Below are 21723 nucleotides of genomic sequence, written 5' to 3' on the forward strand. Positions count from 1 at the left end.
CTGCTCCCTCGCTTAGAACGGGTGGGCGCCATGCGCGCCAAGGCTCAGGTTGTACTGGAGCATGAAGCTCCACTCGTCGTGGCGATCCCCGCCCGGATCTTCACTGGCGAAATCGGAGTAGTTCACCTGACCCCGGAAAAACGAGAAATGGGACGGATAGAACGTCGCGTTCAGGGAATAGCGGAAGCTGGTGTCAAAGTCGTCGTAGCCGTTCCCGTTGTTACGGCCGTCCCACGCCTGGTTCTTGGCAATGCCCAGAGCCTCTGCCCGTGCGCCGGTACGCCAGCGCGGCGCAATGCCGTAGACCGCCTGCAGGTAGGCGCCATCCTGCTGGAAGCGACCGGAAGTGCCATCCGCCGACGCAGTACCGCGTTGCCACTGGCCACCATCCGGATCCACTTCCTCACGCGCGAAATCGTTATTGAAGTACTCGTAGTCCACATCAATATTGCGGTAGAAGTACTCACCTTGCAGGACTAGATCGCCTTGCCCGAGGTAACCGCCGGCGTCGTACTTGTACACCGCGTCGAAGCCGGCAAACCAGGCGTCACCATCCCAGGTATCGATTCGCAAGCCCTCACTATGGCCTTCCATACGTTGGAAACTTCTTGCGTACCCGCCTGAAATACCGAACTGTGCAGCATGATCGTAGCCAAGATCCGGCCCCCATTTCAGAAAGCCGGTAAACAACCTAGGCCCGGACGCATCATCGAAAGGAAGGTGCAACTCCTCGGTCCTGAACCGTCCTGGCTGGCTACCGTCTTGATCCTCGCTGGTGTCTTCTATCCAGCCCGGGCGGGTGCTTGACTCGCCTTCGTAAGCGGCGATCCCCGAAGTGCTGCCCTGCAACACCTCCACCCCTGTTTTCAGGTACGTCCGCGTCGGCAGCAGCCAGTTCAGCTGCACGCCGGTCTCCTGAATGCCGTGATTGCCGAACAGGTGCTCGCTGACCAGGGGGCGGTCGACGAAGTCCCACTCGTGGGGGTGCTGACTGTTGATGTAACCGATGTCCGAGAGGAAGCGCCCGCCCTTGATCTGCAAACCGCCCGGCAGGCTGGTGGTGGTGAAGTAGGCTTCCTCCAGGTCCACTCTGTCCGTGCCCTCGATCACCAGCATGGCGAAGGCGTCGAAGTACGGGTCCACGGACGCCTCGAAGGCGAACTCCGTCTCGCGGAGCTGGAAGCCGTCGCCCATGCCGTGTCCATGGCCATGGCCGTGATCATGCCCGCCCTCGAAGCCGCCCGGATCGTGGGCGTCACCGCTGAAGGTGTTCTTGTAGACACCGTCCAGGATCACGGAGAGAGACGGGTTAAAGGCGGTGCCGGCGCCGATGCGTTCACTGGAACCGGGTAACAGCCCGCCCAGCATGCCGCCCTCTTCTTCCAGCATCTCTTCCTGAGTCGCGCCGTCGGCCTGGCCGTCCTGTTGCGCCAGCGCCACGCTGGATGCCAGCAGTAGCGCCGCTGTCGCGGCCCCCTGCACGAAATACGCTCGCTTCATGATTGCCCTCATGCTCGCGTTGCTCCGGAAACTCTGGGTGGATTGATTGGTCCGGCTTTGGCCGGAAAATGGAATTATATAACATTCGATTGGCAATGCAATATTATTACGTTGCTTTTGTGCAACAAAGAGAAGGAAAAGGCGTTTGGGATGCTCTATTACCGTGGGTACCGCGGGTTGCCCGCTCCTACGGGGCAGGAGGGTTTGTAGGGTGGATCTTCAGATCCACCGTCACGGTCTCAGATCTGTGAGAGGCCGGAATCGTAGGCAGGCGTTCGGCGGATCTGAAGATCCGCCCTACCTGTCACTCCATAGCCGAATGCAGGAGCGGCGCGAGCCGCGACCGGAGGTGGGTATACCCGGGTGGTCGCGGCTTGCGCCGCTCCTACGGCGGGAGTTCGGCCGGTTACTTCTGCAGGCGCTGCGCTTCCTGCCAGCCGGCGTCCGCCAGAATGGTGGCGCCCTCGCCCACCTTCAGGGCGTCGGCGTTGGCGGCATTGCCGTCCAGGGCCCGCTTGTAGACGCCCTGCAGGATGGCAGCGAGCCGGAACAGGGCGAAGGCGGTGTAGAAGGGCCAGTCGGTGATGCCCTCCGTGCGCCCCGCCTTGTCGCAGTACATCTGCACGAACTCCTCCTCGGTGGGGAGTTGGCGCTCCTTGAGGTCCAGATCCTTCAGCCCGCGGATGCCCGGCAGGCCGGAGGGCAAGTGGTAGGGAATGCAGCAATAGGCCAGATCAGACAGCGGATGGCCCAGGGTGCACAGTTCCCAGTCCAGCACCGCCACGACTTCCGGGCGCTCCGGATGGAGCATCAGGTTGCCCAGGCGGAAATCACCGTGGGCAATGGTGGTCTCGTCACTGTCAGCCGGGATGTTCGCCGGCAGCCATTCCATGAGTTTTTCCATGGACGGGTTGTCGCCGGTTCTGGAGGCCTCGTACTGTTTGGTCCAACGGCCGATCTGCCGGCCGAGGAAATTGCCCGGCTTACCGAAGTCCGCCAGACCCACGGCCTCGTAGTCCACCAGGTGCAGCCGCGCCATGGTGTCGGCCTTGGCCTCGAAAATCCTTGCGCGCTCCTCCGGCGCGACATCTTCCAGCGCGGGGTGGCTGTAGACCCGCCCCTCGATGAACCGCATGACGTAGAACGGTGTGCCGATGATGCTGTCGTCCTCGCAAAGCAGCAACATTTCCGGCACCGGGACGTCGGTGTTCTGCAGCGCACGCATGACCTGGTATTCCCGCTCCACCTGGTGTGCGGATGGCAGCAGCTTGCCCGGCGGTTTCTTGCGCAGCACATAGCGGCGACCGTCGCAGGTCAGCAGGAACGTCGGGTTGCTCTGCCCACCCTGAAACTGCTTGATGGCGAAATCGCCGCTGAATTCCTGCGGCAGATGCTCGCGCAGGTAGGCGGCAAGCTTGTCTTCGTCGAAGCGGTGGGCTTCCAGGACGTCGACCAGCTGTTGATCTTCTTGACTCATGTCGTTGGTGTCCCCGTAGATGGTCTCTCGTATGGCTCAGGCGGAGACGGTCTCACCGCCGTCGGCCACGATGGTCTGCCCCGTGACGTAGGCGCCCATGCGCGAACCCAGGAACAGCGCCACGCCGGCGATGTCGTCCGGCTCGCCGATCCGGCGCAGCGGCGTCTGGTTCTCGACGCGCTTGAGGCGCTCGGGATCTTCCCACAATGCCTTGGCAAAGTCCGTCTTGACCAGTCCGGGGGCGATGGAGTTGATGCGGATGTTGTGCGGCCCCCACTCCAGCGCCAGGTTGCGCGCCAACGCTGCCTCGGCGGCCTTGGACATGCCGTAGCAGCCGATCACGGTGTTGCCACGCAGGGCGGCGATACTGGAAAGCAGGATCACCGCACCGTCACCCCGTTCGGCCATCTGCGGCAGCACCATGTTGCACAGCTGCCAGGTGCTCTTGACGTTGGTGTTCATGATCTTGTCGTAGGCTTCGTCAGAGAGCTCGGCCATGGTCCCGTACACCGGGTTGGTGGCGGCATTGGCCACGAGCACGTCGATGCGCCCCCACTGCTTCATGGTGGCGTCCACCAGCTTCTGCAGTTCGCCCTTGTCGCCGATGTGGCAAGGCACGGCGATGGCTTCAAAGCCCTGGTCCGTGAGCTCCCTGGCCACCTGCTCGCAGGCCTCGGCCTTGCGGCTGGAGATCACCACCCGGGCACCGTGGGCGGCGTACTGCTCGGCAATGGCCTTGCCAATGCCGCGGCTGGAGCCGGTGATCAGCGCAACTTTCCCCTTGAGATCGATCATGGCGGTTCGTCCTCCTCTATTGGATTCGAGTCGTATGTGGTGTGGTCCGATTGCCGTGAATCAGGAGCGCCGGTGGAGTGCCACCCCGCTGCCGCGCATAATGGGCCGCCTTTGCACGGCAAACCCGAGGAGCGGATTCATGAGCAAGCCCCTGTCGCGTGTCCTGCTGACCAACGATGACGGCGTCGACGCCGACGGCCTGTCCTGTCTCGTGGATGTGGCCGAAACCCTGGCCGACGAGGTATGGGTGGTCGCGCCGGAGCGTGACCAGAGCGGCAGTTCCCACAGCGTCAGCCTGCACGAGCCGATCCGCTGTCGGCAGCTGGCCGAACGCCGCTTCGCCGTCAGTGGCACACCCAGCGACTGCGTGATCATGGCCAGTCAGCACCTGATGCAAGACGCCCTGCCCGATCTGGTGCTCTCCGGCGTCAATCGCGGCGCCAACGTGAGTGACTCCGTGGCTTACTCCGGCACCATCGGCGCCGCCATGACGGCACTGGTCATGGGCCTGCCGGCGGTCGCCCTGAGTCAGGCCTTCCGCAGCCCCGAGCCGCCGCCCTGGCACACGGCACGCCGCCATGCTCCGGAGATCATCCGTGGCCTGCTGGAGCTGGACCGGGATGCCGCGCTGTGCTTCAACGTGAACTTCCCGGCGGTGCCGCCGGAGGCGGTCCGTGGCCGCACCATCTGCCGCCAGGCCCGGGGTTCCATCGCCAGTGCGCGGGTAGAGGCGCGGGTGGATACCCGCGACAAGCCCTACTACTGGTTCGCCTTCCAGCACGAGTCCTCGGTGGTCACGGACCCGGACTCCGACGTGGCCGCGCTGCGCCGGGACTGCATCGGCATCTCGCCCCTGAGCCTGGAGCGCAACGACACGCGCAGCGAAGCCCTGCTGGCGCAACGGCTGGACGCCACGGCGCCGGCCGGCTGACCACGACAGCGGTTCGCCCGCCCGGGTCACGGCAGAACGATGCTCACGGATTCGGCCACGCAGGCGGGCTTGTCGACGCCTTCCACCTCGATGACCACCTCGCCGGTCATCTGCACGCTGCCGTCGTCCCGGTCCTGCACGTCCTTGATCTTCTGCTGCAGGCGCACGCGGGACCCGGCCGGCACGGGACCGGTGAAGCGCAGCTTGTTCAGCCCGTAGTTCAGGCGCGCGCTGATATTGCGAATCTCCAGCACCTGCGCCGCCAGCATGGGTAACAGGGAAATGGTGAGAAAACCGTGGGCGATGGTGGTGCCATAGGGCGACTCGGCCCGGCAGCGGGCCGGGTCCACGTGGATCCACTGGTGATCTCCGGTGGCCTCGGCAAAGGCATTGATCCGCTCCTGGTCCACCAGCACCCAGTCACTGGCACCCAGATCCCGCCCGGCGAGCGAGCGCACTTCTTCAATTCCGTCAACGACCAGCACAGTTGTCCCCTCAAGTCGGTGGTGTTCCCGGGAGCAATATTCCGCTATGCGAAATGCTATTTTAAAATTTTGCATCAATCGAGGAACACCCTATACTGAAGCACACTTGACGTGAAGCAGCCAGCCGACGTTTGTTGCTATGCACAACAACGGGTTGGACACCGATTGACCGCCGCCCACGGCCATCGCCGGGCGGATCCCTGTGGTAGTGAAGAACTCAGAACCCGACGAGGAGTTGACCATGTCCGACGCTGTGATTGTATCCACCGCCCGTACGCCGCTGGGCAAGTCGTTCCGTGGCGCCTTCAACATGACCCACGGCGCCGACATGGGCGCGCATGCGCTCAAGCATGCGGTGCAGCGCGCCGGCGTGGAACCCGGTGAAGTCGAAGACGTGATCATGGGCTGCGGCCTGCCCGAGGGCGCCACGGGCCACAACATTGCCCGGCAGATTGCGCTGCGGGCCGGCATGCCCATCACCACCGGCGGCACCACCGTGAACCGCTTTTGCAGCTCCGGCCTGCAGACCATCGCCATGGCCGCGCAGCGCGTGCTGGTGGACAAGGTGCCGGTGATGGCCGCCGGCGGGGTGGAATCCATCAGCCTGACCCAGGCCAACCTCAACAAGAACAACCTGCACAACGAGTGGCTCAAGGAACACAAGCCCGAGATCTACTACTCCATGATCGAGACGGCGGACATCGTCGCCCAGCGCTACGGCGTCTCGCGGGAGTACCAGGACGAGTACGCCCTGCGCAGTCAGCAGCGCACCGCCGCCGCCCAGGAAAAGGGCTATTTCGACGACGAGATCGTGCCCATGGACGTCACGCAGGCGTTCAAGGACAAGGAGACCGGCGAGACCTGGACCGAGCAGCGCACGGTCAAGATGGACGAGTGCAACCGTCCCAACACCACACTGGAGGGCCTGGCCTCACTGGAGCCGGTGATGGGCCCGGACAAGCACGTCACCGCCGGCAACGCCAGTCAGCTCTCCGACGGCGCCTCGGCCTGCGTGGTCATGGACAGCAAGCTCGCTGAACAGCGCAACATCGAGCCGCTGGGCATCTTCCGCGGTTTCGCCGTCGCTGGCCTGGAACCCGACGAAATGGGGATTGGTCCCATCTATGCGGTGCCGCGGCTGCTTGAGCGGACCGGGGTGAAGATGGACGACATCGGTCTGTGGGAGCTCAATGAAGCCTTCGCCGTGCAGGTGCTCTACTCCAAGGACCAGCTCGGCATCCCCGACGAGATCCTCAACGTCAACGGTGGCTCCATCTCCATCGGCCACCCGTTCGGCATGACCGGTGCACGCTGCGCGGGCCATGCGCTGATCGAAGGCAAGCGCCGTGGCGTCAAGTACGTGGTGGTCACCATGTGCATCGGCGGCGGCATGGGTGCAGCGGGCCTGTTCGAGGTCTGCTGAGCCCATTAGTGATCCCCGCCCCCGGCCGGCTGGCTGGGGGCGTCTCAACTGACGGTTCCACCAATCGCCTGGAGTCAAGCAGCGATGGATATCAATTTCACCCCCGAGGAACAGGCCTTCCGCAAGGAAGTGCGCGAGTTCCTGCAGCAGAACCTCCCGCGGGAGCTGAGCGATAAGGTCCACAACCACAAGGAACTGACCAAGGACGATCTCGTCCGGTGGCAGAAGATCCTCTACAAGCAGGGCTGGGCCGCACCCGGCTGGCCGAAGAAGCACGGCGGCCCGGGCTGGACCCCGGTGCAGAAGTCCATCTTCGAGGAAGAGACCGCTCTGGCGGGCGCGCCGCCGCTGCTGCCCTTCGGCCTGGCCATGGTGGCGCCGGTGATCATGAACTTCGGCTCGGAGGAGCAGAAGGAGCGCTTTCTGCCGCCGATCCTGTCCGCGGACGCCTGGTGGTGCCAGGGGTATTCCGAACCGGGCGCCGGCTCGGACCTGGCCTCGCTGAAGACCCGTGCCGAGCGCCAGGGCGACAAGTACATCGTCAACGGCCAGAAGACCTGGACAACCCTGGGCCAGCACGCCGACTGGATCTTCTGCCTGGTGCGGACCGATCCCAACGCCAAGAAGCAGGAAGGCATCTCGTTCCTGCTCATCGACATGAACACGCCCGGGATTTCTGTGCGCCCGATCCAGCTGCTGGACGGCGGCCACGAGGTCAACGAGGTGTTTTTCGACAACGTCGAGGTGCCGGCCGAGAACCTGGTTGGCGAGGAGAACAAGGGCTGGACCTACGCCAAGTTCCTGCTCGGCCACGAGCGCAGCGGCATCGCTGGCGTGGGCCGGGGCAAGATGGAGCTACGCCGCCTCAAGCAGGTCGCCAGCAAGGAGCAGAAGAACGGTCGCCCGCTGATCGAGGATCCGGCCTTCCGCTCCACCATCGCCCGCATCGAGATGGACCTGGACGCCCTGGAAATGACCGATCTGCGGGTCACCGCGGCGGTGCAATCCGGGCAGTCGCCGGGGCCGGAGGCCTCCATGCTCAAGATCCGCGGCACCGAGATCCGCCAGGAGATCTACCACCGCATCCGCGAAGCGGTAGGTCCGTACGCCCTCCCCTTCCAGCCGAAAGCGCTGCAGGGCGAGACCGACGACGCGGTGGCACCGGACTATGCACTGTCCTCGGCGCCCACGTATTTCAACAACCGCAAGCTCACCATCTTCGGTGGTTCCAACGAGATCCAGAAGAACATCATCTCCAAGATGATTCTGGGCCTCTGAGCGAACACAACGGTTACGGAGCAGGAAACGATGGATTTCTCTCTTACAGACGAACAGCGCATGCTCCAGGACACGGTGGAGCGCCTGGTACAGGACCAGTACGGATTCGAGCAGCGCCGCGGCTACATGCAGGCGCCAGGTGGCTTCACCCGGGAGATGTGGAATCAGATGGCCGAACTAGGCCTGCTGGGCGTGCCCTTCGCCGAGGAGATCGGCGGCTTCGGCGGCGGCCCCATCGAAACCATGCTGGTCATGGAAGCCTTCGGCAAGGGCCCGGTGCTGGAACCCTATGTGGCCACGGTCGCCACAACGGGCCAGCTGATCGCGGACGCCGGCAGCGACGCGCAGAAAGAAGCGATTCTCGAGCCCATGGTTGGCGGTGAGTTGATCCTGGCCTTCGCCCACGGCGAGCGGGATAACCGCTACAGCGTGAACCAGGTCTCCACCCGCGCCGAGCGCGGCGGTTCCGGTTACAAGCTCAGCGGACAGAAGACCGTGGTCCTGCACGGCGACAGTGCCGACAAGCTGGTGGTGAGTGCCCGCACCGGCGGCGACACCATGGATGCCGAAGGCATCAGCCTGTTCCTGGTAGACGCCGACGCCAAGGGTGTAAGCATCCAGGGCTACCCGACCATCGACGGCCTGCATGCAGCCGACGTGACGCTGGACGGCGTCGAGGTGGCCGAAGACGCCCTGATCGGTGCGGAAGGCAAGGCCGCCGCTCTGATCGAGCTCACCCAGGACCGCGGTGCCTTCGCCGTCTGCGCCGAGGCCGTGGGTGCCATGACCGTGGCCTGCGACATGACCCTGGAGTACCTGAAGCAGCGCAAGCAGTTCGGCGTGCCCATCGGCACCTTCCAGTCGGTCCAGCACCGCATGGTGGAAATGCGCATCGAACTGGAACAGGCGCGCTCCGCCACCATGAAGGCCGCGGCCAAGCTGGCCGGTGACAGCGCCGAGGAGCGTCGCCATGCGGTCTCCGTGGCCAAGCACCAGGTGGGCGTCGGTGGCCGCTTCATCTCCGAGCAGTCCATCCAGCTGCACGGCGGTATCGGCATGACCGAGGAGTACGCCTTGGCGCACTACGCCAAGCGCATCGCCATGGTCAACAACCAGTTCGGTGATGCCGATTACCACCTGGACCGGTTCGCGGCCAACATGACGGTGCCGGAGACGGCATAAGGCGTGTGGTCGGTCGCGGCTTGCGCCGCTCCTACGGCGGGGCCGGGGCCGCCTCGCTCGCCGGTCGGGTGATCCGGTCACGGACCGTCTCCAGCCATGGACGGCTGGAGACGAGCCTACATGGACGTACTCGCGGCGTGTCCGTGACCGGATCACCCGACCGGCGAGCCCCTGACCCAAGGCATCAGGGCAACGATAAGGCCTGTCACGGGTGACGCCGTTCACACACGATCTCAACAACCCACTGGCACCTACAGCGCGAGACGACCATGACCAGCCCCATCGTCAACCGGCGCGACCTGGATTTCCTGCTCTACGAGATGCTCGACACCGAGGCGCTCACCGAGCGCGAACGCTTTGCCGAGCACAACCGCGAGACCTTCGACGCCGCCATCGAAACGGCCCACAAGGTGGCGGTGGATTACCTCTACCCGCACAACCGCAAGAACGACCTCCAGGAACCCGAGTTCGACGGCGAGACCGTCACCACCATCCCCGAGGTGAAAGAAGCCCTGGACGTCTACTGCGACACCGGCCTCCTCGCCGCGGCCCAGGACTTCGAGCGCGGCGGCATGCAGCTGCCCGCCACCGTGGCACAGACCTGCACCGCCATCACCAAGGGCGCCAATGTGGGCACCTTCGCCTACATGGGCCTGACCGTGGCCGCCGCCAACCTGATTCTGGCCCATGGCAGCGAGGAACAGGTGGAGCGCTATACCCCGCACATGCTCAGTGGCCGTTTCTTCGGCACCATGTGCCTGAGCGAGCCCCAGGCGGGCTCCTCTCTGGGCGACCTCCGCACCCGGGCCGTGCCTCAGGACGACGGCACCTACCGGCTCCAGGGCAACAAGATCTGGATCTCTGCCGGCGACCACGAACTCTCCGAGAACATCGTGCACATGGTGCTGGCACGGCTCCCGGACGCGCCGGCTGGGGTGAAGGGCATTTCCCTGTTCATCGTGCCCAAGTACCTGGTGAACGACGACGGCAGCCTGGGCCGGCGCAACGACGTCAAGCTGGCCGGCCTGATCCACAAGTTGGGCTACCGCGGCACCACCTCCACCATGCTCAACTTCGGCGAGAACGACGACTGCGTGGGCTACCTGGTGGGCCAGCCCGGCGACGGCCTCAAGTGCATGTTCCACATGATGAACGAGGCGCGCATCGGCGTCGGCCTGGGTGCCGTCATGCTCGGCTACGGCGGTTACCTGTACTCGCTCAACTATGCCCGGGAGCGTCGCCAGGGTCGTGCCCCCGGCGAGAAGGATCCCACCTCGCCGCAGCGGCTGCTGGTGGAACACGCCGACGTCCGCCGCATGCTGCTGGCCCAGAAGAGCTACGTGGAAGGCGGCCTGGCGCTCGGTCTCTACGGCGCCCGCCTGGTGGACGACGAACGCACCCACCCCGACCCGGCCGTGCGCAAGGATGCCGCCCGGCAGCTCGCCATTCTCACACCCATTATCAAGTCCTGGCCGTCGGACTACTGCCTCCGGGCCAATGACCTGGCCATTCAGATCCTGGGCGGCTACGGCTACACCCGGGAGTACCCGGTGGAGCAGTATTTCCGCGACAACCGCCTGAACCCGATTCACGAGGGCACCCACGGCATCCAGGCCCAGGACCTGCTCGGCCGCAAGGTGCGCCAGGAATGGGGCGAGGCCTTCCGCAGCATGGTGGATGCCATGCGCCGCACGGTAGACGGCGTGGACAGCGACGGACCGCAGGAATTGGCCGACCAGGCCGCGACGCTGCGCCGTGCCCTGGACACCCTGGAGGACACCACCCGGACCCTGGGCGGCGTTGCGGAAACCGGCGACATGGAGCGCTACCTGGCCAATGCCAGCTATTATCTGGAGATGTTCGGCCACATCGTCATTGCCTGGCTTTGGCTGCGCCAGGGCGTCACCGCCGCGACGGCCACACCGGGCAGCGATGACGACCAGGCCTTTTACCAGGGTAAGCTGGCGGCATGCCGCTACTTCATGAATGCCGAACTGCCGAAGATCCACCACCTGGCGGACCTGCTGCGGCAGGAGGAAGACACGCCCCTGAGCACACACCCCGACTGGCTATAGGATGGCTGCGGGAGCATCTCGACAATCCATAACGGAGGAGACCGCACCATGGACATGAAAGCCGACGATCCGGCACTGAAGATGGACTACGACACCCTCACGGAGTGGGACGCCCGCGTCCAGCTCGCCGCCGCATATCGCCTGGTGGCGCACTTCGGCTGGGATGATCTCATCTTCACCCATCTCTCCTGCCGCGTACCGGGGCCGGAGCACCACTTCCTGCTCAACCCCTACGGTTACCTGTTCCACGAGATCACCGCCTCTTCGCTGGTGAAGGTGGACAAGGACGGCAACGCCGTGGACGACGACGGCAAGGGCAAGATCAATCCGGCGGGCTTCACCATCCACAGCGCCGTGCACATGGCCCGGGACGACGCCCATGCCGTGATGCACCTGCACGAGCCCAACTGCATGGCCGTCTCCGCCACCGAGGGCGGGCTCAAGCCGCTGAGCCAGACCGCCATGCTCTGCCAGGCCCATCTGGCCTTCCACGAGTACGAGGGCGTGGCGCTGAACCTGGACGAGCGCGAGCGCCTGATCCGGGACATGGGCGACAAGAACATCATGATGCTCTGGAACCACGGCGTGCTCACTGCAGGCAAGACCGTGCCGGAGGCGTTCATCTACCTCTACTTCTTCACCCGCGCCTGCGAGATCCAGGTGCGCGCCGGCAACGGCCCGCACCATCTGCCTCAGCAGCAGGCCATCGACACCACCCGCGACCAGGGCCAGATGCTTGGCGGCGCCGGAAAGCTGGCCTGGCCGGGGCTGGTCCGCATCGCCGATGACCTGTATCCCGGGTTCCGGGACTAGGCGGGGCATCTAAAGAGCGGCTGTCGCGACTGACGTCGCTCCCACGGGGATGTGCACCTGTTCTCCTGTGGGAGCGACGTCAGTCGCGACAGCATACGAACGGCATCCAGGCGGCACGGAGGCTTGATCGGCCCGGTTGCCGAGCTGCTCTCCCTCCTTTCAGCGATCAGGCTCGAGAAGGTGCATCAAGATGCACCCTACGGACCGGCCGACGCGCCGGGCCGTGGCCCACGGCGGGTGCATCTTGATACACCGCCAACGCCATCCCCGGGTCGCGGCTTGCGCCGCTCCTACTCCTCGAACAGGTCCTTCAGTGCCGGCGCCATGCGGCGGATGCTGGCCTCGCCTTCGGCAATGGCTTCCTCTGCGCGGTCGAACTCCAGCAGCCCGATCTGGGCGAGTCGGGGTGAGACCAGCAGATCCGGCGGATCGCCGGCCATGCGGCTGCGGGTGATGCGGTCCTGCATGATGTTGATGGAATTGGCGGTGACCTGCATGAGGCCGGGGCCAGGCTCGGTTGCCGGTGTCCCCCGGGCGCCGGGCCTGAACTGGGCCATCTGCTGGAAATAGGGAATCTGCGGGAGTGGCGGCATCTGGGGGATGGGCGGCATTTTCAGCCACGGGGCGTGGGCACGGATGCCGGCAGCCAGGCGGTCCACCCAGTTGGGATCGGAACGCTCCGCAGCACGCTGCCGCGACCCCGTGCCGCCACGACGGAAGTGGCGACCGAGCAGGTCCCCGTTCAGGCTCACGGCAATCACCCGCTCGGCGCCCATGGCACGGCACAGGGACACCGGCACCGGATTCACCAGACCACCGTCCACCAGCCAGCGGCCGTTGTGGTGCACCGGCGTGAACATGCCCGGCAGCGACATGGAAGCGCGCACGGCCTCCGCCACCGAGCCCTCGCGCATCCAGACTTCCAGCCCGGTATCCAGTTCCGTGGCCACGGCGCCGAAGGGCAGACGCAGATCCTCGAACTGCGCGTCGCCGAAGTTCTCGTGGAAGGTGCGTACCAGGCGCTTGCCCTCGAAGAAGCCGCCCGGAGAGAACCCCAGATCCATGTAGCCGATGATGTCCCGGCGGGTGAGCCGCAACACCCATTCCTCGAAGCCCTCCAGGGCATCCAGGCCGTAGATGGCGCCGACGATGGCCCCCACCGATGTGCCCGCCACCAGATCGGGCTCGATATCCATCTCGGCCAGTGCCTTGATCACGCCCACGTGGGCCCAGCCACGGGCGGACCCGCCGCCCAGGGCGAGACCAATGCGCGGGCGCTCGGAATCGGATGCGTTCACCTGACTTCCCCCGCTCCTTGCCGATCTTTCACGCCCTCATCATACCGACCAGCCCAGGGGTGCTGGAACGCGTGTCACTCCGGCGGCAACGCGGCCAGCAACGCCTCCAGCGGCAACAGCAGGCAACGGTGACGTGCAGGATGGTCGCGCAGGGCGGACAGGCCTTCCAGCGGGCTGGGCAACGGGGTGCCGGCGTCGGCGACCAGGGCGTCGCGGGCAGCCTGCTCAAGGGCGGTCACCGTGTCGGCATCCAGGCCGGGCAGGTGCTCGGTGAGCAGTGAGGCCGCGGCCATGCACACGGCACACCCACGTCCATGAAAACGCACCTCCTCGATGCGCCCATCCACGAGCCGCAGGCCCATGCGAATGCGGTCCCCGCACAGGGGGTTGTCCGCCTCCGCGGTGACGGGAAGATCATCTACCGGTCCGTAGTTCCGCGGGTGCCGGTAGTGATCCAGGATCTGGTCGCGATACAGGGCTTCCATAGTCTGGTGTCCGCTCGCTACAAGGGTTTGCGGTCCTTCAGCCGCTGGCCGGTGCCGCCGTGGCGCAGCAGGACCATCTCTCCCAGGATCGCCAGGGCGATCTCCTCGGGTGAACGCCCCCCCAGGTCCAGGCCAGCCGGGGCCACCACGGCCTCCAGTTGTTCGCCGGTAAAGCCGTCTCCGCGAAGGGACTCCAGCACCAGGCGGGCGCGCTTGCGGCTCGCCACCAGGGCAATATAACCGGCCCCGGCGTTCAGGGCCCGGCTCACGGAGTGGTGATCACCCTTGTGCTGGGTGGCGACCACGACGAAGTCGTCGCGGCGGGGTTGCAACTGGCTGTAGTCGAGATCATCAGTGTATACTCGCACGGCGTCGGGAAAGCGTTCCGTGGTGGCACGCGGATCGTCGACGATGACGTCGAACCCGCTCACCGTGGCCATGCGGCACAGGCTCTCCACCAGCCGCCCCTGACCCAGCAGCCACACCGAGGGCCGCGGCAGCATGGGCTCCACCCACACCTGCATGCTGCCGCCGCAGGGAACGCCGGTGCCGAGAATCTCGTCGTCCATGTCGATGGGCACCAGCTTGCCTTCACCGGCCGTCAGCACTTCCCGCGCGGCGGCGGAGGCAGCGCTATCGGCACAACCGCCGCCCACCCAGCCCGCAAGCAGGCGGCCGTCGGCGTCGAACACCGCCTTGGCTCCCTTGTCGGCGGAAACCGACCCCTCAATGCCCACCACAGTGGCCACCACATGGGCCTCGCCGCGGTCGCGCAAATCCACCAGCACGTCGAGAATGTCCCGGTTGGTCACGTTCGTCGCTCCTCAATGCGTTGCAAGTCCGCCGGCGTATCCAGGTCCACCACCACGTGGTCGTTGGCCATGGGCACGGCCAGAACCTCTTCCGGACGGCGCTCGATGAGCCGCCGGCAGCCGAGATTCCGCTCCCCGGCGAGAATGGCGTCGCGATGCTGCCAGTCCAGCAGGATCGGGTTACCACGCCGGCCGTCGTAGGTGGGGACCAGGATGGAGCGCCCCTGACGCTCGTCGAAGGCGTCGATCAGGTGATCCACATCTTCCGGCTCCAGTCGCGGCTGGTCGGCCAGGGCGATGAGCACGCCGTCAAAGCTGCCTTCCAGCGCCGCCAGGCCGTGATGAACGGAGGTCATCTGGCCTTCGCGATAGTCGGGATTCACCGTGGTTGCCACAGGCAGGTCGGCCACCAGGCTGGCCGCCAGTTCGGCTTCGTGACCGAGCACCACCACGACCTGGGCCACCCGCGAAGCCACCAGGACGCGGGCAGAGCGTGTAAGCATTGGCTCACCGCCAACCACGAGCCCAAGCTTGTTGCAGCTGCCCATGCGGCGGGACTCCCCCGCCGCCAGAAGGATGGCGGCGATGCGGCTCACGATGCGCCGCCTCCGCAGCAGCCACTGCCAACGACGGCGGCCTCTGCCACCGCCGTTGAAGCCGGCGCATCCGCTGTCGCGGAGGCGGACGCCGATGCCGCCCTCTCCCCGAGTCCGGCGCGCCGCCACTGCACCACCTGCGCCAGCACCGCCAGCGCAATCTCCACCGGCGTGCGGGCACCTATGGCCAGTCCCGCCGGCGCGTGCACTGCAGCCAGCCGTTCCGCCGCATGCCCCCGCTCGGCCATGCTCGCCAGCAGCGAATCCGCCTTGCGCCGACTGGCGATCAGGGCAATCGCCTCCGCCGGACCGCTCAGTGCGGATTCCAGGGCCGGACGGTCGCCCTGGCCCTGGGTGGCGACCACCGCCCAGCGCGGCTCCGGCCAGTCGGCGGGAACCGTGTGATCAGCGGCGTGGCGGGTGGCGCCATCAAAGTCTCCAGCCTCGGTCCCGGGCGCCAGCACCTGGACCTCCAACCCGGCACGTGCAGCCAGCCCCGCAAGATGACGGGCAGTGGGTGCCGCGCCATGAATCCGCAGCACCGGCGCCACCGTCATCGGCTCCACAAACAAATCCAGGGTGCCGCGGCTGGCACACCCCATGTTGAAATCGACAATCCCTTCCTCGCCCCGCTCCTCGCTCTCGCTGGGGGCCACACGGATCAAGCGCGGTTCCCCGGTGGCCAGCACGTCCCGGGCGGTCCGCGCGACCGCCGGCTGCACGCAGCCGCCGCCGATCCAGCCGTGGATGGTGCCGTCGGCGGTCACCACGGCCTTGTCCCCCGGCTTGCCCGAGGTGGGTGACAACGCCCGCACCACGGTGACCACAGCACAGGGCTCACCCTGTGCCTGCAGGCGCGTGAGCGTATTCCAGATGTCGTGCAACTGTGTCATTCGGACCTCACAAGCGCACCAGATCGTGCTCCAGGGCCAGCAGACTCTCCAGGCTGTGGGCCGGCGCGAGCCGATCCAGGTAGGGCAACGCCGCCTTCATGGCCCATGCTTCGGGGGCGTAGCCGCGGCGGCCCATGAGCGGGTTCAGCCACACCAGGCGCCCGGCACGCCGACGCAGCTCGGACAGTGCTTCCACCAGGTCGGCCGGTTCCCCCGTATCCAGGCCGTCACTGAGCACTACCACCACGCTGCGCCGACGCACCGCCTGCCCGTACTGGCGGTTGAAGGCCGCCAGGCATTCGCCGATCCGGGTCCCCCCGCTCCAACCGGACGACAGCAATGCCAGTTTCTCCCGCATACGCTCCGCCGACGGCTCGGCCAGGGCATCCGTGACCCGCACCAGGCGGGTATGGAACACGAACGCCTCCGAGCCGGGAAACGCTGCCATGGCCCCGGCGGCAAAACGCAGGAAGCGATAGCTGTAGAGACTCATGGAGCGGCTGGCGTCCACCAGCACCACCAGGTTCGGCGGCTGCCGGCGGACCCGCTGCCACACCGGCTCCATGGGCACACCACCCTGCCCCAGGCTGCGCCGCAGGGTCCGGCGCAGGTTCAACCGCCGCCCCTTGCGCACCGTGCGCCAGCGCCGCCGCAGCCGGTGCTGCCAGCGGCGGGCCATGCGATCGGTCAGGGCGTCCAGGGCGCGGCGCTCCTCCGGGTCATTCAGGTGGCGGAAGTCCGTGCGACCCAGGCTTTCCGTGCCGGTGGCGCCTTCCCGGGTGCCACCGGGGTCGGCCTCGTCATCGCCACTGCCCTCGCCGGGCCGGTCAGGCTGACTGCCGACTTCGCCGCGCCCGCTGCCAGGCACCGGCTGCAGGCCACCGCCCGCACCGGTGGCCTGGGCACGGACGCCGCGCTTGGGAAACCAGAAGTCGGCGAAGATGGTATCGAATTCCCGCCACTGTTCCGGTGTGCCGCAGTACAGCGCCCGCAGGGAATCGCGCAGGTGCTCGCGCCGGCTGACATCCACGGCCTCGGCAATCCGCAGCGCGTCGTGCTGCTCCTGGATGCCCACGGGCCAGCCCCGTGCCCGCAGGGTGCGGGTGAAGTCCAGCAGACCTGCCGTCACCGGCGCTGTCATCAGCGGGCTCCCGCCGCCAGGGCGGCCACATCCTCGCGGGTGAGGCTGTCCCGGTCCTGCCGGGTCTTGATCAGGCAGGAGAGCGTGTCCAGCAGGGCATCGGCATCCATGTCCAGCCGCTCAATGCCCAGGCCGTTCAGCGCCGCCGCCCAGTCCAGGGTCTCGGCCACGCCGGGGGCCTTGCGCAGCCCCTGCTGCCGCAGGGCCTGGACGAAGCGCACCACCTGGCCCGCCAGCACGGCATCCACCTCCGGCAGCCGGGCGGCCATAATGGCCTGCTCCTTTTCGGCGCTGGGATAGTCCAGATAATGGTACAGGCAGCGCCGTCGCAGGGCATCGGAGAGCTCCCGCGTGGCGTTGGAGGTCAGGATCACCCGCGGCCGGCTGCTGGCCGTCAGCGTGCCGAGTTCCGGGATGGTGATCTGGAACTCGGCCAGCACCTCCAGCAGGAAGGCCTCGAACTCCTCGTCGGCGCGATCGATCTCGTCCACCAGCAGCACCGGCGGCTCCGGCTGGGTAATGGCCTCCAGCAGCGGCCGGCGCAGCAGGTACCGCTCCGAGAAGATGGCGGCATCAGCCTGATCGGCGGCGCGGCCCTCGGCCTCCAGCAGGCGGATGGCGAGGAGCTGGCGCTGGTAATCCCACTCGTACACCGCGGTCTGGGCGTCCAGGCCCTCGTAGCACTGCAGGCGGATCAGGCGGCAGCCGTGCACGGCGGCCAGGGCCTTGGCCACGTCGGTCTTGCCGACGCCGGCCTCGCCTTCCAGCAACAGGGGCCGTCCCAGGCGGTCCGCCAGGGACAGGGTTGCCGCAAGCGCCGGCTCCGCAACGTAGCCTTCCCTGGCCAGCGCCTCCCGGTAGGCCTCGGGCTGCATGGGTTACCGCTTGCCGCCGAACAGGCCCTTGATCATCTGCCAGAGCATGGTCAGGGCGCTCATCTCTCGCGGGCCCTCTTCGACGCGTCGGCGGGCCTCCTCGGCGTCGGCGCCCTCACCCCTGGCAGCCACGTGGTTGCGGAAACTCTCCACGAACTGCTCCAGCATGCGATCGGAGACGCTCTCCAGCATGCGGCCGCCGAAGGAGGCCAGCTTGCCCTTGAGTTCGATGCGGGTGCTGCCCACCAGCTCGCAACGGTCCGGGCCCTTGTCCTCGATGCGGGCGGTGAGGGTCATCGTGGCCGATGAACTGCCCTTGGTGTCGCCGCCGGTGCCGGACATGCGCATCTCCTTGCGCTCCGCATCCACGCCCAGGACCTCGATATCGCCCTTGAAGCTGGAGGTCACCGGCCCGACCTTCAGGCGCATCTCACCCAGGTAGGTGTTCTCGCCGGTCTGTTCGATGATAGCGGCACCCGGCATGCAGCCGGCCACCTGACGCACGTCCCGGAGCAGCTCCCAGGCGGCATCCGCCGGCACGTCCAGCGGGTAGGTGCGGTCCAGGGTAACTTCCATGCCCTTGGTGGACGCCTTGTCCGGAGAGCTGACACCAGCGGAGGACGGCGCCGGCTGGTCGTCGCCCTTCTTGCGCCTGGGCTCGAAGGGCGTGACGTTGGCCGCCTCGGGGCGCTGGTCCAGCTTCAGCTCACGCAGTGTCTGCCAGATGCGGTAGGCGTTGTGGGGCATGTTCACGTGGGACACGCCGAACTGGTTGAAGGCGTCGTTGATGGCATTGGAGAAACACGGAATGCCACCCACGTGGGAGGACTCGCCCACGCCCTTGGCACCGATGGGGTGGTGCGGCGACGGCGTGACGGTGTGGTCCAGCTCCCAGTGCGGCGTCTCCACCATGGTCGGCAGGAAGTAGTCCATCAGTGATGCGCCCTGGATGTTGCCGGCGCCGTCGAAGGGCAGCTCCTGCCCCATGGCCACGGCGAAGGCCTCGCACAGCCCGCCGTGGACCTGCCCCTCGATGACCATGGGGTTGATGCGGGTGCCGCAGTCATCCAGCGCATAGAACCGCCGGATGGAGGTTTCGCCGGTGTAGCGGTCGATGTCCACCACGCAGAGGTAGGCGCCGAAGGGATAGGTCATGTTGGGCGGATCGTAGTAATCCACCGCCTCCAGGCCAGGCTCCATGCCCTCGGGCACGTTGTTGTAGGCGGCCCAGGCGATCTTGGGCATGTCCACCTGCTGGTCCGGTACGCCCTTGACCCGGAAGCCTTCGCCGGTCCACTCCAGGTCGTCCTCGCTCACCTCCATGAGGTGGGCGGCGATCTTCTTCGCCTTGTCGCGGATCTTGCGCGCAGCCTGGGCAGTGGCGGCACCGCCAACCGGGGTGCTGCGGGAGCCGTAGGTGCCGAGCCCGTAGGGCGCGGTGTCGGTGTTGCCCTCCTCGATGATGATGTTCTCCGAGGGCAGGCCCAGCTCGGTGGCAATGATCTGGCCGTAGGTGGTCTCGTGTCCCTGCCCCTGGCTCTTGGTGCCCATGCGGGCGACCACGCTGCCGGTGGGATGGACGCGGATCTCGGCGGAGTCGAACATGCCCACGCCAAGGATGTCGCAGTTGCGGGTCGGCCCGGCGCCGACAATCTCGGTGAAGGTGCACAGGCCGATACCCATGATCTCGCCGCGCTCGCGCTTTTCCTTCTGCTCCCGCCGCAGGCCCTCGTAATCACAGGCCTCCATGACCTTCTTCAGGGCCGTGGGATAGTCGCCGCTGTCGTACTCCCAGCCCAGGGCCGACTGATAGGGGAACTGCTCCGGCTGGATGAAGTTCTTCAGCCGGATCGCCGCCTTGTCCATGCCCAGTTTCTCGGCGAGCACGTCGATCATGCGCTCGATGAGGTAGCACGCCTCGGTGACGCGGAAGGAGCAGCGGTAGGCGACACCGCCCGGGGCCTTGTTGGTGTAGACACCGTCCACCCGCGCGTAGGCGGTCTTGATGTCGTAGCTGCCGGTGCAGATATTGAAGAACCCGGCGGGGAACTTGCTCGGGTCGGCACAGGCATCGAAGGCGCCGTGGTCGGCCAGCACGTTGGTGCGCAGGGCGGTAATCCTGCCGTCCTTGGTCGCCGCCAGTTCACCGGTCATGTGGTAGTCCCGGGCGAAGGCGGTGGTGGAGAGGTTCTCGATGCGATCCTCAATCCACTTCACCGGCCTGCCCAGGACGATGGACGCCACCGTCGCCACCACGTAGCCCGGGTAGACCCCCACCTTGTTGCCGAAGCCGCCGCCGATATCCGGGGCGTTAATGTGCACCTTGCTCTCGGGGATGCCGGAGAGCATGGAGAACACGGTGCGCACCACATGCGGCGCCTGAGAGGTGAGATGGACGGTGAGCTCGCCCTTGACCTTGTCGAAAGAGGCGACGGCGCCGCAGGTCTCCAGCGGGCAGGGGTGCACCCGGGGGTAGAGCATGTCCTGCTTGACGGTGACTTCGGCCTCGTTGAAGGCCTTGTCAGTCGCCTCGGCGTCGCCCACGTCCCAGGTGAAGATGTGGTTGTGGTGAACACGGGCACTGTGGGCGCCTTCGGTCTGGCCCTCCAGGTCCGGGCGGATCACCACGGCGTCGTCGTCCATGGCCCGATGGGGGTCCACCAGCGCAGGCAGCTCTTCGTACTCGACTTCCACCATTTCGATGGCGTCGGCGGCGATGTAGCGGTCATCGGCAATGACCATGGCCACTTCCTGGTTCTGGAAGCAGACCTTGCCGTCGGCCAGCACCATCTGCTTGTCGCCGGCCAGGGTGGGCATCCAGTGCAGGCCCAGAGGCGCCAGGTCCTCGGCGGTGAGTACCGCGTGGACACCCGACATGGCCAGGGCCCTGTCCTTGTGAATGGCCTTGATGCGCGCGTGGGCGTGGGGGCTGCGGACGAAATCCCCGTACACCATGCCGGGCAGCTGGATGTCGTCGACGTAGTTTCCCTTGCCCTGGATGAACCGGGCGTCCTCGGTGCGCCTGCGGCGGCAGCCCATGCCGCCGAGCTTTTCGTTGCGTTCCAGGTCCTCGGCTGTTGTCGCCATGGGTCCTCTCCTCCGGTGCTGTTCTGTTGGCGGGCACGGCATCGGCATGCCTCCGCCCGCGAGTTTCATGCCTGCCGACGGATCACTCCGCCGGTTCCGCCTCGCCCTGGCGCAGCTTCTCGCCGGCGACGCGGACGGCGTTGATGATGTTCTGGTAGCCGGTGCAACGGCAGAGATTGCCGGCCATGCCGTGGCGAATCTCGTCGTCAGTGGGGTCCGGGTTCTCCTGCAGGAAGCGATAGGTGCGCATGAGCATGCCGGGGGTACAGAACCCGCACTGTAGCCCGTGCTCCTGGGTGAAGGCCTGCTGCACGGCGTGCAGCCCGTCAGCCGTGGCCAGCCCTTCCACGGTGTGAATCTCCGCACCCTGGCACTGCACCGCCAACAGGGTGCAGGACTTCACCGACGCGCCGTCGATATCCACCGTGCAGGCACCGCAGTGGGACGTCTCGCAGCCGATATGAGCACCGGTGAGGCGCAGCCGGTCGCGCAGGGTGTGGATCAGCAGCTCGCGGCTGTCCACCGCCACGTCCATGGCCTGACCGTTGACGTTCAGAGTGATCGCGTGCTTCGCCAT

19 protein-coding genes are annotated in these 21723 nt (G+C 66.5%); 6 read left to right on the forward strand and 13 right to left on the reverse strand.

Features of this window, described 5'->3' with window-relative positions:
- Positions 1–12 precede the first annotated feature (12 nt).
- The 3 genes from KU884_RS14060 to KU884_RS14070 form a co-directional block, all read right to left on the reverse strand.
- On the reverse strand, positions 13–1500 hold the full coding sequence (locus KU884_RS14060) for a zinc-regulated TonB-dependent outer membrane receptor (protein WP_254432064.1): 1488 nt from the start codon (positions 1498–1500) through the stop codon (positions 13–15).
- A 406-nt stretch (positions 1501–1906) separates the two neighbouring features.
- The gene (locus KU884_RS14065) at positions 1907–2977 is read right to left on the reverse strand and encodes a phosphotransferase (RefSeq protein WP_167783215.1); all 1071 of its coding nucleotides are present in this window, start codon (positions 2975–2977) and stop codon (positions 1907–1909) included.
- A gap of 36 nt (positions 2978–3013) precedes the next feature.
- Complete coding sequence (locus KU884_RS14070) at positions 3014–3772, reverse strand: SDR family NAD(P)-dependent oxidoreductase (RefSeq protein ID WP_167783216.1); 759 nt, start codon at positions 3770–3772, stop codon at positions 3014–3016.
- A gap of 139 nt (positions 3773–3911) precedes the next feature.
- On the opposite strand from KU884_RS14070, the gene surE reads away from it, so the two are divergent.
- Positions 3912–4703, forward strand: a complete 792-nt coding sequence (gene surE / locus KU884_RS14075) for a 5'/3'-nucleotidase SurE (RefSeq protein ID WP_167783217.1) — start codon at positions 3912–3914, stop codon at positions 4701–4703.
- Between the two features lie 26 nt (positions 4704–4729).
- On the opposite strand, the gene KU884_RS14080 is transcribed toward surE, so the two are convergent.
- Positions 4730–5188 (reverse strand): MaoC family dehydratase, encoded by a 459-nt coding sequence (locus tag KU884_RS14080; protein WP_167783218.1) that lies wholly within the window; start codon positions 5186–5188, stop codon positions 4730–4732.
- A gap of 241 nt (positions 5189–5429) precedes the next feature.
- Between KU884_RS14080 and KU884_RS14085 the strand changes: the two genes are divergently transcribed.
- The 5 genes from KU884_RS14085 to KU884_RS14105 all read left to right on the forward strand — a co-directional run bounded on the left by KU884_RS14085 (position 5430) and on the right by KU884_RS14105 (position 11959).
- Positions 5430–6611, forward strand: a complete 1182-nt coding sequence (locus KU884_RS14085; RefSeq protein ID WP_167783219.1) for an acetyl-CoA C-acyltransferase — start codon at positions 5430–5432, stop codon at positions 6609–6611.
- 84 nt (positions 6612–6695) lie between these two features.
- On the forward strand, positions 6696–7889 hold the full coding sequence (locus KU884_RS14090; RefSeq protein WP_167783220.1) for an acyl-CoA dehydrogenase family protein: 1194 nt from the start codon (positions 6696–6698) through the stop codon (positions 7887–7889).
- A 30-nt stretch (positions 7890–7919) separates the two neighbouring features.
- Positions 7920–9071 (forward strand): acyl-CoA dehydrogenase family protein, encoded by a 1152-nt coding sequence (locus tag KU884_RS14095; RefSeq protein WP_167783221.1) that lies wholly within the window; start codon positions 7920–7922, stop codon positions 9069–9071.
- A 269-nt stretch (positions 9072–9340) separates the two neighbouring features.
- A complete protein-coding gene (locus KU884_RS14100) occupies positions 9341–11146 on the forward strand; it encodes an acyl-CoA dehydrogenase (RefSeq protein WP_167783222.1) in 1806 nt (601 codons plus the stop codon).
- Positions 11147–11194: 48 nt separating this feature from the next.
- Positions 11195–11959, forward strand: a complete 765-nt coding sequence (locus KU884_RS14105; RefSeq protein ID WP_254432065.1) for a class II aldolase/adducin family protein — start codon at positions 11195–11197, stop codon at positions 11957–11959.
- Between the two features lie 290 nt (positions 11960–12249).
- On the opposite strand, the gene KU884_RS14110 is transcribed toward KU884_RS14105, so the two are convergent.
- From KU884_RS14110 to KU884_RS14150, 9 genes are all read right to left on the reverse strand, one after another.
- Positions 12250–13257, reverse strand: a complete 1008-nt coding sequence (locus KU884_RS14110; RefSeq protein ID WP_167783223.1) for a patatin-like phospholipase family protein — start codon at positions 13255–13257, stop codon at positions 12250–12252.
- Positions 13258–13331: 74 nt separating this feature from the next.
- On the reverse strand, positions 13332–13742 hold the full coding sequence (sufU, locus tag KU884_RS14115) for a Fe-S cluster assembly sulfur transfer protein SufU (RefSeq protein WP_167783224.1): 411 nt from the start codon (positions 13740–13742) through the stop codon (positions 13332–13334).
- Between the two features lie 17 nt (positions 13743–13759).
- The gene (locus tag KU884_RS14120) at positions 13760–14554 is read right to left on the reverse strand and encodes an XdhC family protein (RefSeq protein WP_167783225.1); all 795 of its coding nucleotides are present in this window, start codon (positions 14552–14554) and stop codon (positions 13760–13762) included.
- Positions 14551–15150, reverse strand: coding sequence for an NTP transferase domain-containing protein (locus tag KU884_RS14125; protein WP_167783226.1), 600 nt, complete (start codon positions 15148–15150; stop codon positions 14551–14553). Before KU884_RS14125 ends, KU884_RS14120 begins: the two co-directional genes overlap by 4 nt.
- On the reverse strand, positions 15147–16043 hold the full coding sequence (locus KU884_RS14130; protein ID WP_167783227.1) for an XdhC family protein: 897 nt from the start codon (positions 16041–16043) through the stop codon (positions 15147–15149). Before KU884_RS14130 ends, KU884_RS14125 begins: the two co-directional genes overlap by 4 nt.
- Positions 16044–16050: 7 nt before the next feature.
- Complete coding sequence (locus KU884_RS14135) at positions 16051–17184, reverse strand: VWA domain-containing protein (RefSeq protein ID WP_167783228.1); 1134 nt, start codon at positions 17182–17184, stop codon at positions 16051–16053.
- On the reverse strand, positions 17184–18059 hold the full coding sequence (locus KU884_RS14140) for a MoxR family ATPase (protein ID WP_167783229.1): 876 nt from the start codon (positions 18057–18059) through the stop codon (positions 17184–17186). The genes KU884_RS14135 and KU884_RS14140 overlap by 1 nt, the downstream gene beginning before the upstream one ends.
- 3 nt (positions 18060–18062) lie before the next feature.
- Positions 18063–21146: an aerobic carbon-monoxide dehydrogenase large subunit gene (locus tag KU884_RS14145; protein ID WP_167783230.1), complete on the reverse strand. Its 3084-nt coding sequence runs from the start codon at positions 21144–21146 to the stop codon at positions 18063–18065.
- A gap of 82 nt (positions 21147–21228) precedes the next feature.
- Positions 21229–21723: a (2Fe-2S)-binding protein gene (locus KU884_RS14150; RefSeq protein ID WP_167783231.1), complete on the reverse strand. Its 495-nt coding sequence runs from the start codon at positions 21721–21723 to the stop codon at positions 21229–21231.

The sequence above is a fragment of the Aquisalimonas sp. 2447 genome (assembly GCF_012044895.1).
Lineage (GTDB): Bacteria > Pseudomonadota > Gammaproteobacteria > Nitrococcales > Aquisalimonadaceae > Aquisalimonas.